General features: G+C 43.1%; 6 protein-coding genes. All 6 read right to left on the reverse strand.

The window, feature by feature from the left end; all coding sequences use genetic code 11:
• Positions 1–64: 64 nt before the first annotated feature.
• Positions 65–2182 (reverse strand): polysaccharide lyase family 8 super-sandwich domain-containing protein, encoded by a 2118-nt coding sequence (locus ACFSR6_RS08085; RefSeq protein WP_379077386.1) that lies wholly within the window; start codon positions 2180–2182, stop codon positions 65–67.
• A gap of 3 nt (positions 2183–2185) precedes the next feature.
• Positions 2186–4480 carry a glycosyl hydrolase family 95 catalytic domain-containing protein gene (locus ACFSR6_RS08090; RefSeq protein ID WP_379077390.1) on the reverse strand — a complete coding sequence of 765 codons (2295 nt, stop codon included), beginning with the start codon at positions 4478–4480 and terminating at the stop codon, positions 2186–2188.
• A gap of 117 nt (positions 4481–4597) precedes the next feature.
• A complete protein-coding gene (locus tag ACFSR6_RS08095; RefSeq protein WP_379077393.1) occupies positions 4598–6331 on the reverse strand; it encodes a RagB/SusD family nutrient uptake outer membrane protein in 1734 nt (577 codons plus the stop codon).
• 12 nt (positions 6332–6343) lie between these two features.
• A complete protein-coding gene (locus tag ACFSR6_RS08100) occupies positions 6344–9454 on the reverse strand; it encodes a SusC/RagA family TonB-linked outer membrane protein (protein ID WP_379077396.1) in 3111 nt (1036 codons plus the stop codon).
• 42 nt (positions 9455–9496) lie between these two features.
• Positions 9497–11179 (reverse strand): RagB/SusD family nutrient uptake outer membrane protein, encoded by a 1683-nt coding sequence (locus ACFSR6_RS08105; protein WP_379077399.1) that lies wholly within the window; start codon positions 11177–11179, stop codon positions 9497–9499.
• Positions 11180–11190: 11 nt separating this feature from the next.
• Positions 11191–14244, reverse strand: a complete 3054-nt coding sequence (locus tag ACFSR6_RS08110; RefSeq protein ID WP_379077402.1) for a SusC/RagA family TonB-linked outer membrane protein — start codon at positions 14242–14244, stop codon at positions 11191–11193.
• Positions 14245–14443 lie beyond the last annotated feature (199 nt).

The following is a 14443-nucleotide window of genomic DNA, read 5'->3' on the forward strand; positions in this document are numbered from 1 at the left end:
TGTAACAAGATTACCTGTTCTACCTGTACAACGGTAATCCTGATGGTTTCATAGTTTAGCTGTGTTATTCTGTTATTTTAAAACTCGCCGTGGCACCAGCAAAGGCACCTACAGGCAGATTACAGGTTATGTTTTTAGGGCTTGATGATCCGGCAGGCTTAAATTGTACCTGAATAGCAGCATTTCCCTGCGCCGGATCGGCAATATAAAGCACCGGAACGGCCGCATTTAAATTTTTGATGTATATGGTACAAGGCTTATCGACAGTAAGCGAAGCGCCGTCACAGGTCAATGTTCCGGCCGTGTAAAATACTGCCTGCAGCATATTTAAGCCATTATGTTTTACAGCCTGCAGTTCGGCTGTATTCTTTAAAATCTGTATCATGGTGCGGTCGTATTTTTTTAGGCTTGTTGCAGTAATTCCCGGAACAACGATATATTCATAACTGGCATGATCTGGTTTTATGCCATGGTTTATCCAGATTTTAAATACCGGATGCTTCAGTTCGGTTTTGGTCTGAAACTGATTGATACGGTACCAGCTGCCATTTTGCAAGGCATTACTGATTTCGGGATGGTTACCCTCCGGAAAAATATAAGCAATACTATCGTGTAATGCCCAAAATCCTTTTTCGCCCTTTGCAATTGGTGAGCGGCCTATTTCGCCCCTTAACCAGGTCTGATTAATGGTGGTGGTGATGGGCTCAGGGCTATTGCTCTTAATTCCTGCTCCTAAACAAACCACTTCCTTATCGAAAAAGAACCAGGCCTTTTTAGCCTGAACACTGTCGTAATTTAAATCGTAGCATGATACCCCATAAAGCCCATCGCTAACCCCTCCGGAAAAGCCCGTTGTGCCGGGTATTCCCCAGTCTTTGCGTATGGTTGCGCCTTCATCGTCGGGATAATCCCTACTGGTGGTTCCGGGTACCTTATCCCATTCCCATACAGGCATTAAATTAGCGTATTCCGATCCGCTGCGCTGGATATTGGTTGCCCCGTCGGGTAAAAATTTTCCGAGGATGTTTTCGTTATTTCCACGTTCCGTACGTAAAGTGCGGTTCGATGCGGTTTGCACACTGAAAGTATAGGCAGGCCGCACATGCAGGGTGTAATTGCTTTTCCAAAATTGGGTATGTCCAGCTATAATACCATAATCGGCAGGCTTTTTATTGGATGTTCGCTGGGCTGAGGCCTCCCAGTAGCGGGCATTTTCGGGATCGAATAACTTAATTTTCTCGATCATACCCCCCATGCCGCTGCTTAGCGAATCTTTACGGCTAATACCCCGGCCGCGTACATTAAAATCGTAAAAGGAACCCCTTATGGTTTGCAGAAAAGTATTTTTAAGGTAGTTTACCAGGATAGCCAGCTGGTCTTTAGGTAAGGCATAATCTGTTCCATTTAAATAAAATGCAGCATTTACAGAGTTACCGGCAAAAACGCGCCCGTAACTGGCAATGGCCTGTTGTTTGCCATGCTGGTAATAACTGCCATCTACCTGCACCCCCTCTTTCCCATCGACAATAGCAATCGGCTCGAATAAATACTTTGCGGCTGAATCTAAGGTGGCTTTATTCCTGGTTAAACAGGCCCGGTAAAGGCAATGTAAAGCTTCATCTGAAGTGTTGGCACCATCGCCGGTTCTAAAACGGCGAATTACCATTCGCTGAATCAGTGCCTGCTCAAGACCAACAGGCAGTTGTACCCTGGCATTCCGCATTAAGATGAGGGTTTGCCCAATAGCCTGCGGGTAAAAAATATCGTTATACCACCAATTCTTATTCTTTGGATTTTTATCGAACCAGTTTTGCAGGGCCTGTATAATTGATGCGTGTATTGTGGCATCATTGTACCATTTGTTATTTGGGCGGATATAAGCGGTGGCCATATCCTTAATTCTTTTCAGGGGTGCATACTGCACATCAGTATAATTGATATCGGCCCAGCTTCCATCGGGGTTTAAATTTTTCAGGTTAGCCTCCACTTCCCTGGCCAGGTCATGATCCTTTACAAAAGTTTGCAAATCAGTACTGATGCGTTGCAAAATGGTTTGATAAGGCTCTTGCTGTGCCCTGGCCGTACTAACCAGCAGGCAGAGCAGCATCATTTTCAGAAGCCCCAACCTCATGATCCTGGAAATGGATATGGAATAACCTTTTATTGTATTGTTAGCAAACATCTTTTATTTTTTATTGAACCCCCAAAACCAGTTCTGGTATGCTGTGTAAGGAAAACCAGGTGCCTGTTTTTTTTCAAAGTTGGCCGAAACGAATTGTATGGTTTCTCCACTTATCGTTTTTGTTACTTCGATTATTGTTTTTCCGCCTGTTTTTTGAACCTGGTAATCAACTTTTTCGCGTTTATTGGAGTGGATAGTAAACTCAGCCATATCGGTTGCCAGGGTAAGACCGCCTCCTTTTAAGCTGGTTATTTTTATATTCTGCGTATGGCTATCCTGCCTGTCGGCACTTACTAAAAATGCCCCTTCGGCAAGCAATTGCTTAAACGATACGTTTTGCCAGTCTGCTGGAATTGCCGGGAAAACCCTGATTTTTCCGCCCCAGCTCTGCAATAACATTTCCTGTATAGAAGTGGCCGCAGCCAGGGGTGTTTCGATAACCGGGCCTGATTCGCGGTAAAGGGTATTTACCTGTATAAACCGATCCAACAATTCGTTTAACCATTTGTAAGCCATATCGCCGTTCCCGGTTCCGGCATAAATGGAAGCCGCTCCCGTAAATGAAAAACCGGCTAATGCATTTTTGTAGGATAGCCAGTTCTGTAACGATTGGCTGATAAGCGGCCTGTTTTCGGGCTGATCCCAGTTAACCAGGTTATAGGGATAAATCATCAACAGGTGTGAATAATGCCTGTGCGAACTGTTTAGGGGCACATCTTTACCAATTAAAAATCCACTTTCGCCAACCGGAAAAGGTGTAAGATTTTTCAAAATCGTTTTCCATTTACCGGCATCAGCATCGTTTAACTGCTGTTCATCATTGACCTTGATCAGCGTTTGCAGTGCCCAGCTTAAACTGGCCAAAGTATAATTGGCATCCTCGGCATTTTTATATTCTGGTGAATGCGACATGGGGAAATGATAGATCCCCTGATCGTCTGGCTTAAGCTGATGGATCAAAAAATTTGCTGATCGCTTTAACAAAGGATATATTTTAGTTTTAAGCGTCTGTTCGTCGCGGCTGTAAGCGTAATACTGGTAGTAATAATAAAGCAGCCAGGTAAGATTGGCAGGTTCAAAAGTACCTTTAGCGATTTCGGCCTCGCTGATGGGGCTTACCAGGCCATAAGCAGAGCTTCTGCCTATCGCCGCAGCATCGTTACGCCATTGTTCTGGTACATTGTTAATCAGGTTTTGCCGGTTACGGTTTAATGAGCTGAACAACGATTCGCCCAGTTCGAGATGGTTGGCTGTAAAAATCGGCGAATAAGTAAGCTGCGCGTTCAAATTCCACCAAATTGCCGGCCATGGCGTAGCGGCGGTCCAGGGTCCCATTAAATCGGCAACAGGTTTATCGGCGCGGGTTACCGAAGCCAGCTTATACAGCTGTATCCAATAGAAGTTTTCCATCCGCTTATCGGGCAGGGCAATAAAACTTTTCTGGTAATACTGGTGCCACCAATTGCAGTGCGAAACCAAACTTTGCTTATCATTTTCGAATTTTCGCAGGTTATTCTCCGCTTCTTTATTTTCGTCAGCTGCCCCTTCCCCATCGTAACCTACGCTCACTATTAATTGTTGTGCCCCGCTCTTGTTTAATATTTTATATGCGGTGGTGTAACCGCCGTTGTTGAGCAATGGCTGATTGCAAAAAGTGTAACCCTTTGCCGTACTCCATTTTACCGGAGGGTTTTCAGGATAATTTACAGGTTTATCGGTAGGGTAGCTCTGAAAATACCGCGGACTAATGCTCTTGCCAGGATTCCATTTCCAGCCATTTACCTGCTCTTTCGCGGTCGCTTTTAGGTTAATGCTGATCACATTTTGGGTTGCGGCAACAAAAGCAGTAAAGTTGAGTGTACCTTGTGTGGTAAAAACCGTTCCGCTGGCTGTGGCATTGTAAATATCCAGTTCCAATTTGGCATCGGTTATTTTGCCGGCAGTTTTAAGGGTAAAATAACCAAGGGGTAAACGTGCCTGCGTGTACAATTTGCCTACATTGGGCAAAAGTTTTTCACGGTGATCAACTACATCAGTACGCCCGATATCGAAACGGATTGAGCTATCGCTTTCCTGGTAAATATTGGTACCCAGCAAACCGTTACCCAGAATAACACCACTATAGTAATCTTTTCCGAGTTGATCCCATTTTAAATTTTGCCGGGCCATAAATACCGGCCAGTTTACTTCGCCGGCAGGTACTTGTGCCCTGCACCAGCCCGGTGACCACAAAAACAGGAGCAGGAATCCATAATTACTGATTATTCTGTAATACTTTAACAAGGTGTGATGTTGCATTGTTCAGCTATTTAATTGGATGAAGGTGTTGAAAAAAGCCACCAAGCCCAGGCAAGGTGGCCCAACCAACTCAAACTAACCAAATTTAACCGGAAAAACCGGGTATTTCTTTATTTTCTACCAGCCTGCATTTTGTATCAGGGCTATGTTTTTAGCAATTTCCGAAGCCAAAATCGGGTACAGGCCATAATGGGGCGGAAAATGATGTTCACGTACATCTACATACTCATAGTTGTACACATTACCGGTTTTAGTAATTTTAACTCCCCTTATTGGCTTCTCAAAATCAACAGCAGCAGTTTTCCATCTCCTGGCATCCCACATGCGGTGCTCTTCCATAAACAACTCTACGCCGCGCTCTGTCTGAATCAGCAAACGCATTTCATCTTGCGTAGCATTGGCTTTAATGCCATAATTCCCGTCTGCACCTGGCTTAATACCTGCACGGTCCCTGATTTTTCTTAGCGCATCATAAACCTCCGCTGTCGGGCCGCTGTATTCGTTCAATGCTTCTGCATAATTCAATAAAATTTCGGCATACCTGATCAAGCCCCAGCACCTTTCGCCATTACCTGTTGAATTTTCTAAAAGGTATTTACGTGGAAAATATCCTGAGTTAAAGGCCAGTGGCCCGGTTGATACCGCATCGGTAGTACCCGAACCTACATAAGTGTACACGGGAGCATTGTTGTTGCCACTTAATATCCATGGGGCACCATTATAAATGACCGAATTGGCAAAACGCGGATCGCGGTTAGCATAAGGGTTCGCCGGATCATAACCTGAATCTGCTTCGGTTATGGCCTTTCCATTAGCCATCGGAAATCTATCAACCATTTGCTGGCTTACGGTAAAGGCATAACCTCCTGATCTGCTTTGTGGCAGTAAAAAGCTTTCGAATTCCCGCTGTGCACCACGCATGGCTGCAAAGAGATATTCGCTGTTTACGCGCATCTGGAATACTTTGTAAAAACCGTATCCCGGCCTGTTGGTTGGGCCGTTATCTACATAAAGGGAGTAATTTCCGGTATTGATGATATCCAGTGCAGCATCTGCTGCTTTTTTCCAGCGCTCTTTATCATAGCTGGCATAGCCGGTTAAATCGTGTACCTCGCCTGATGTGGCATACTGCCCACCATTAAACAGCGGGCTGGCAGCATACAATAGCACACGGGATTTTAAGCCCATACAAGCACCCTGGGTAATGCGTCCATAATTTTGTGGCAGAATTGTTAAACTGGTTGGCAAATCAGCTTTTGCAGCATCACATTCAGAAACAATATAATTTACACATTCCTGATAGGTTGATCTTTTAAGCGTAAAATCTTCCGTAATATCGTAAACTTTATCGCCCAGTAACGGTACACCACCAAAAGCCCTGATTAACAAGAAGTAATACCAGGCACGTAAAAAACGGGCTTCGGCAATCATGCCTTTTTTAGTTGCTGTGGTTAATGGTGCATTGCCTATATTTTTTAAAAGTACATTTACCCTTCTGATATTCTGATAAGGGACCGACCACATACCTGTAAAATCGCTATTGGTTGAGCTTTTAGAAATCAAACCAAAGGCAATAATTACGCCTGAGTTTTGGGTACCATTGTAACGACCTGTAACGGCTTCATCGGCTGCGCCGGCATGGCCACCGGCATCAAGATACTGAATATCGTATTGAAACCCCACCTGCTGATAAATACGGGTTAAAAAAGCCTGCGTATTGATACTATCGGCAAAAGTAGTTTCCTCATTCAGTGTAGTAAGGGTGCTCTCGTCAAGTAAACCACCTTTTTTACAAGAATAGGTTACCAACAAGGTAGCAAATAAGGCTATGATTGAAATTTTCTTTTTCATGATCATTTTTAATTAAAATGTAACATTTAAACCCAGGTTATAGATGCGCTGCGTAGGGTAAACACTGATTACCGTTGTGGTACTGTTTCCGTTTTCGGGGTCAACCTGGTAAAGGTCGGTTACGTTAGTCCAGGTAAGCAGGTTATTCCCGTTCGCGTACACCCTGATGCCTGATATGCGGAGCTTTTTAGCTATAGCATTCGGGAATACATAGCTGATCTCGGCAGTTTTCAGGCGCAGGTAATAGTTATCTCTTGTCCAGAAATCTGAAAAGTTGTTGGTGGCATTCGGAAAATTGGTTACCGCATTACCACCCAGACGTGGGAAAGTAGCTGTAGCTGCTGTTTCCGGTGTCCAGCGGTTTAAGTGTATAGGCTGGTAATTGGAGTTACCAGGTGTAATGGTTTCGGAGTGGAAACGGGTACTGTAACCATACGATCCCTGAAAGAATACGTTCAGGTAAAAGTTTTTATACCCAAAATTAAAGTTGGCTCCATAAGTAGTATTGGGTAGATTTGGTTTGCCGATTACCCCTTTATCGCTGTCATCAATAATGCCATCACCATTTAAATCCTGGTATTTCATATCGCCAGGACCTACTGCTGTGGTTGGTTTTGCCACTTTTGGATCGGCAATTTCGGCAGCAGTATAGAAGCCTAAGAAGTGCCAGCCAAAATATTGGCCAATAGGGTTACCGGTTGCGGCAAGCCACGGATAAGCTGGTTGTGCCTCATCCTGATAAAGGATTTTATTTTTGGCATAAGAGAAAGTAAGCCGTACACCAGCGGTAAAATTGTTTATTTTCTCGTTGTAGCTCAATTCGCCATCAAAACCCCTGTTGTTTACTTTACCCAAATTTACCGGTGGCAAGCCTACGCCAATGGTGAAAGGAACGCTCTGCCTGGTAGTTAAAATATCGTACCGGTTGTTGTTAAAATAATCGGCAGTAAGCTTAAGTTTACCTTTAAACATGGTCAGATCAAAGCCTACATCCAGTTTCTTTTCTTTCTCCCAGGTTACATCCAGGTTACCCAAACTACCTTCCGTAATTCCATTATATGATGTACTGGTTGTACCAAAATTGTACGAACCGGTGGCAGAGGTATACAGCTGCAGGTATTTTTTAGCACCGCCAATATCATCCGATCCTACGAGACCGTAAGAAGCCCTGATTTTAAACAGGTCTACAAATTTAATGTTGTCTGAAAAGAATTTTTCTTCCGAAATATTCCAGCCCAGTGATGCCGCCGGGAACCAACCCCTGGTTTTTTTACCGGTAAAACGATCGGTACCGTTATAGGCTGCATTAAACTCAACCAGGTATTTATTTCTATAATCATAGCCCCCTCTTAAGGTTGTTCCCGTAACAACTGTAGGTACACCGGGGCCCTGGTTCGTATCGCCGGTAGTGGTGGAGTTAATTACCCGGTTATCGTTATACAACGCCAAGCCGTAAATATGATGGTTACCAAAATTACGATCGTAATTTAATGATGACTGCGTAGTTATTGTCCTAAAAATACTCGTGTTGCTATAACCCGAAGTAAATGGCGGTGTACGGTACTGCGTAGCATTTAAAGGCAGGTAAACTCCGGTTGCCGAGTTGTACAAATAATAAGGCAATGTAGTTCTGCTGGCGCTCACACTATAACTTTGTGCACTGGCATACGATAATAATACCTTAGCGGTTAAGCCTGGTGTGATGAAATCGAGTTTCTGACTTGCACTCGAAACAATATTTAAATCGTTATCAAAGGTTCGCGAGTAACCCGATTCTGCCAAACGGCCGATAATACTGGTATTGGCATTGGTAAGTAAAGGATTATAAGGATAAGAACCATTTGGATTGGTAACCGGGAAAGCCCATGGTGGCAAATAACCTCCACTGTAAATCTCACCCACAATACCGTTTCCGTTGGCATAATAAGCATTGCCCTGCTGCGAGTTGTAAGGCTGGTTGGTTTCGCCAAAACGACCGGTTAAATCTAAACGGATGCTTAGTGTTTTAGTTGCCTGAATATCGAGATTGGATCTGAAATTATACCGTTTATAATAATAGTTGCTATTTACGCCATTATCGGAACTAAAATCGCGAACATTACCATTTTGCCACAAATAGCCAGCAGAAACAAAGTATTTCACACTTTCGGTACCTCCCTGAAAATCAAGGTTCTGACGGGTAATTAAAGCGCCGGGTTTAAAAATGGTTTTCCACCAGTTGATATCCGGATGGCCATAAGGATCGGTATGATCGCGATAAGCAGCCAGGTCGGAATCACTAGCATAAAGTTTGTTATTGATATCTCCCGAGTTTCTAAGTGCTTCGTTATTCAGTAATTTTGCTTCATACGAATTTAGAAATTCGGGGGTATTTACATCCATCTGATAACCTGCTTCCGATTTTAAATTGATGCGTGGTTTACCGGCAACCCCTCTTTTTGTGGTAATAACCAATACCCCGTTAGCCCCTTTAATACCATAAACGGCAGTGGTAGAAGCATCTTTTAAAATGGTAACGGTTTCAACCTCATTAGGATCGATATCCGAAACCTGGTTATAATCGTATTCCACGTCATCCACAATAATCAAAGGAGAGGCACTACCAGCATAAGTACTTACCCCACGGATAAAGAAAGCAGCACCATCAGCACCCGGCTGACCGCTTCTTTGCTGGGAGGTAAAGCCCGGCAGCCTGCCTGCAAGAGTATTCTGAATACTTGCACTGGGATTTTGTTTAATCTCGGTAGCCGAAATAGAACTGATAGCACCGGTATTGGTAATCTTTTTCTGTTTACCAAAACCCACTACCAAAACTTCATCAAGTCCTTTGGTATCATTTTTTAATTTGATAGTAACAACTGTTTTTCCATTTACATTAACTTCCTGTGTTAAATAGCCAATAGATTTAACAATCAAGGTTTTGCTGCCTCCTTTTAACGTAAGCTGAAATTTACCTTCAGCATCGGTTACGGTACCGTTATTGGTAAGTCCCTTTTCAACAACAGTAGCTCCAGGAATAATACCTGAATCGTCGGCTACGGTACCCTTAATAACCGTTTGCGCTAACGAAACCGCAGGTATAAGGGTAAAAAGGATTAATAATTTATATAATATTTTTTGCATAACATGTCTGGTTACGATTTAACAATTTTTAGCAATCTCCAATTACCAGCCTGGGTTCTGTTTTAAATTCCTGTTTTTATTTACTTCGCTTGCAGCAATTGGATAGAGGTACATTTTAGCTGCATCAAAGCTTACATTAAGTGCATTATACCGGTTATAAGAAAAGCTGCCGTCGGTATTTTTAATAATCTGCATACCGTGTAAGGTGCCATTCAATACGGTTTGGGCAATTTTCCAGCGGCGGATATCCCAGAAACGCTGTTCCTCAAAAGCCATTTCTACCCTACGCTCATGCCTTATGGCTTCGCGCATTTCAACCTGCGTCATGCTGGTTTTTAAACCATGCTGGTAACCAGCTGTGGTACCTACCGGGATACCGGCCCTTAAGCGTAATGCTTTTAACTGGTTAAAAGCTTCCGTACGGTTTACGGCATTATCTGCCGCCTCATTCATGGCTTCGGCATAGTTGAGCAAAATTTCGGCATACCTGAAAATAGGGAAGTTGTGCGTTTGGTTGCTGTACACGGTTGCGGTAACAAAACTTTCGTTCATAAACTTGCGCATGTAATAACCCGTACGCGTTTGTACGTTCACTGTACTGCCCGGTTTATCTAAACCACCATCGTAAGTCTGAACCAACCGGTTTAACCAACGTGCATTGTTATGGAGAATAGTAAGATAAAAACGTGGGTCGCGGCCAGTGTAGGGATCTGCCGGGTTATAGCCCGATGCCGGATCGGTTATGGCCCGGCCATTGCTCATATCGAAAGCATCAACCAACTCTTGTGTGGGACTGGTAAAGCCTGAACCTGATGCATTGGTAGCGGTATAGCCAATTGGTGCATTTCTGGTTTCTACATCAAAGTTTACCGCACGCTGGTAAGCTAAAATGATTTCGCTGTTTTTGCGGGTGTTAAACACAGTAGTATAGGCTGATGCTAATGAAAATACATTCAGGTTCATTACATCTTTCGCGGCCTGTGCAGCAATAGCCCATCTGGACAAATCGTTAGTTGGGTTATTTACCGGACTGGCATCGTAAAGGAGTATCCTGGCTTTCAATGCCAATGCAACACCTTGCGTAACGCGACCATAATCTTCGTCTGATGCCAGTGTATTATCTGGTCGTGCAATGGTCTTTAAAGCGTCGCACTCATCTACCACATATTTAAGACACTCGGCATAAGTATTTCTGGGTAGCTGAATATCATCATCAATGCTCAATACCCGATCGCCAATGAGAGGAACCCCGCCAAAGCGTTTAATCAGTTCAAAATAAGCAATAGCCCGCAATATCCTGGCTTCGGCTTTCAGATACACTTTCAAACCTTTCTGGTTTAAAGGTACCACATCAATATTGGCCAGAAATATGTTGGCTTTGCGGATGGTTTTATAATTGTTATCCCAGGAGTTATCTACAGGTGTAACTGCCGAAATCCGGCCATTTACAAAATATTCAATGGTACTTGATGGCGATGAACTGATGGCATCATCAGATGCTGCATCTAGAACATCGTTACCAATGCGGTTGTAGCCGTTGGGCAGGTACGAATAAATATCGGCAAGAAAGGCTTTTGCCTGAACGCCCAGTGAATCGGTTCTATCAAAAATATAACTGATATCCTGTGTAATAGGCTCAGTTTCGTATAAAGGTTTTTTACAGGCAGAAAAACCAACAATCAGGATGGCTAATGTGCCAACTATTTCTTTTATCTTAATGTTCATATCAACCAGCGTTAAAATTTAACATTCAAACCAGCGTTAACTACCTTTTGCAAAGGGTAGCCACTTCCAAATACCTCTGGATCAACCTTATCGTAAGCTGAAAGCGTATAGAGATTCACTCCGTTTACAAAAAGGCGTACCGATGTCAGTTTTAATTTATTGGTTAAGCCTTTGGGTAAAGTATAACCCAGCTCGACATTTTTTAATCTCACATAACTGCCATCGTGTAGCCAGTATGATGAGGTAGCCTCATTGTTTGGATTAGAACCTATAGTTAAACGTGGTTGGGTGGCGGTTGAAGCCGTAGCCGGTGTCCAACGACCAAGATTCTGCTCAAAGGCCTGCCCTAAACCATTGTTTTGGAAAGCCCATTCAGTAATGCCCGAAACGTATATGTATCGGTTTTGAACGCCTTGTAAGAGTGCAGAAAAATCAAATCCTTTGTAGCTAAAGCCCAGGTTAAGGCCGTAGAACCAGATTGGGTTATTGTTTTTAAGCGCCCTTGTATCCAACTCATTAATTATCCCATCGTTGTTTAAATCCCTGTACTTAATATCACCCGGAACCGGGTTATAACCTTGTATTTTGGCGCTCGAATTGATTTCGGCCTGGTTTTGAAACAAACCATCAGCTACATAACCAAAAGTTTGGTCCTCTCTTTGTCCGGTACGTTCCATCCATGGATATGGCCGGCCAATCTCATCCTGGTATTTGATGATTTTTTGAAGCGAGAAAATATTGGGAGCTACATAATAGTTAAAATTGCCCACATGGTTGCTGTATTTCAGGTCGAATTCTACCCCCGAATACCTGCTTATCCCGATGTTCTCTAATGGGTAAGCTGTTCCGAGTAAGGCCGAATTCCTTCCCCTGGTTTGTACCAGGTCAAAGTTTTCGTTATTGAAATAATCGGCAGCAACTGAGAATTTATTGTTGAATAAACTGGCATCAATACCTATATTGTACTGATTAGCTTTTTCCCAGGTAATATGTGGATTGGCTAATGTACCTTCAGCAACTCCGGTGATAGCAGTTGGTGTTGTACCATAATTATAGGTGGCACCCGATACGTAATATTGGTTGTAAGCAAAATAACCCGCATTGGCATTACCGGTGTAAGCATAATTTGCCCTGATTTTTAATGCATTAAGCCATTTGGTGTCCTTTAAAAAATCTTCTTTGGCCACATTCCAGCCCAAACCAAAGCCGTAAAACAAGCCATATCGGCTACCTTTTTCGTAACGATTTAAGCCACTGTAACTCAAAGCCACTTCGGCAAGGTATTTTTCTTTATAATTATAGTCTACCCTGGCCGAAAGATTATTAAAAATCATTGGAATCTGGTTGGCGGTTTGCGCACTTTGGGAGTTGAATTTCAGCAAGGTATTCAGACTGTGGCTACCAAAGGTTTTATTGAGACCTGCAGAAAAATCGACGAAGAGGTTACGGCTCTGCCCGGTGTTGGTAGATAAATTAACCTGCTGGCCATCTACCCCAAATTTTTGATATACATCGGGATTGGTGCCGGCCAATTTGTAAACCGCATATTGTTTGGTACGGATAATATTTTCGGATACACTGGTATTAAAGCTGGCCAAACCTCTTAACCACAAACCTTTGGTTACATTATTCAGTGTCTTTTTTAAAGATATATCGGCAGAAACATCGCGGCTACTATTGTAAAAATAGCCAGAACGGGTAGTAGCTCCCCACAAATTGGTCTGGTAATCGGAAGTCCCGCCCAATGATCCGTTAGGGTTAAAAACAGGATAAGCGTTATTTGGAATCGAAGCCAGTTGTGAAAAAACATTGTTACTGCCAAAATTAGATAAAGTAGTACCGGTAGTAAAAATTGCCGTACTCGCACTCACCCCACCAGGTTGGTTACCATTCTGGATGCGGCCAAACAGGTTTAAGTTTAATAGAGTTGTTGGGGTAATATCAATATCAATATTGGTACGCACCAGGTAACGTTTGTAATCTGTATTGGTGCTGTATGTATTTCTTTCGTTGTCCTGCCTTAAAATACCACTCTGGTTTAAATAGTCTACATCGAGGAAATAACGGGTAGAATTACCTCCCCCGTAAGTATTAAGGTTATAACGGCTAAAAGTTGTGTTGGGTTTTAAAATGGTACTGTACCAATCTACATCCGGATGAAATACTGGATCAGAACCTGTTGCCCAGGCATTTAAATCTGCAGCAGTATAGCGCGGAGCCTTACCATCATTAGTCAGGGCTTCGTTATAGAGTGTTGCATAATCAAAAGCACCGAGTGGTTTAGGCAATTTAATGGCCGATTGCAGACCGGCCTGTGCCGTAAGCGAAATGCGCTGCTTACCAACCTCTCCTTTGCGGGTAGTAATCATAATTACACCGTTCGAAGCCTGCTGGCCGAGCATTACAGTTGATAAACCATCTTTTAAAATGGTAACCGATTCTATTTCCTCCGGATCGATTGAAGGGTAATCTCTCGGAATCCCGTTGACCAAAACCAATGGTGTATTCCCCCTTACAGTGACACTGGTTCCATCGGCCCCTGGCCTGCCATTACTCTGTAAAGTGTATAATCCGGCCAATCTTCCGGATAAAGCATTGTTAATCCCCGCTACCGGCACCTTAATCAGGTCGGTATTGTACACTGTTGAAGTAGATTGCAGGTTGGTTACCGTACTTTGTTCGCCGTATAATACAGGTGTAGCAGCCTGGCGCTTCTGGCTCTCGCCCAGCGATACATTTAACAAAGCTTCTTTTACTTCTACTTCCTTTACCAGGTAACCATTAAGTGTAAATATTAAAATATCGCCTTCAACCGCACTTATTTTATATTTACCATTCTTATCTGTCGAAACACTGGTACCGGTTTCTTTAATGGCAACATTAACGCCAAACAACGGATTACCGAAATTATCAGAAACAGTTCCGGTAACCTCCAGTCTTCGGCTCTCAATTTTGCCTGCTACATGCCTTTCGACTCGTATGGTATTGGCATAGGCCAAAGCCGGCCCTGCCGTATATACGGTTAACGAAAAAAGCATTAATTGCTTTAAGTAAGTTTTCCTCATATTTTGTTTTGGTTTAGTTGCTTTTGTGCACCTGAAGAAATGTGTTGTTACCTTTTCAGGTTCACGCGTTTGGTTATTGTTTATTTGGTTATTATTATGCCTTTACCAGGGTAAATGCATAGGGTCAAATCTATTCAGAAGCAAAAAAAACAAGGGGGTAAAATCCTAAACAAATGGGTGTAAAATTCTAAAAAACAGC

Origin of the sequence: Pedobacter vanadiisoli (genome assembly GCF_042684385.1) — a bacterium.
Classification (GTDB): Bacteria; Bacteroidota; Bacteroidia; order Sphingobacteriales; family Sphingobacteriaceae; genus Pedobacter; species Pedobacter vanadiisoli.

Excerpts from the sequence above, each read along its gene's own strand:
- ACFSR6_RS08085 (WP_379077386.1), bottom strand. The coding sequence starts at position 2,182 with ATGTTTGCTAACAATACAATAAAAGGTTATTCCATATCCATTTCCAGG.
- ACFSR6_RS08090 (WP_379077390.1), bottom strand. The coding sequence starts at position 4,480 with ATGCAACATCACACCTTGTTAAAGTATTACAGAATAATCAGTAATTAT.
- ACFSR6_RS08095 (WP_379077393.1), bottom strand. The coding sequence starts at position 6,331 with ATGAAAAAGAAAATTTCAATCATAGCCTTATTTGCTACCTTGTTGGTA.
- ACFSR6_RS08100 (WP_379077396.1), bottom strand. The coding sequence starts at position 9,454 with ATGCAAAAAATATTATATAAATTATTAATCCTTTTTACCCTTATACCT.
- ACFSR6_RS08105 (WP_379077399.1), bottom strand. The coding sequence starts at position 11,179 with ATGAACATTAAGATAAAAGAAATAGTTGGCACATTAGCCATCCTGATT.
- ACFSR6_RS08110 (WP_379077402.1), bottom strand. The coding sequence starts at position 14,244 with ATGAGGAAAACTTACTTAAAGCAATTAATGCTTTTTTCGTTAACCGTA.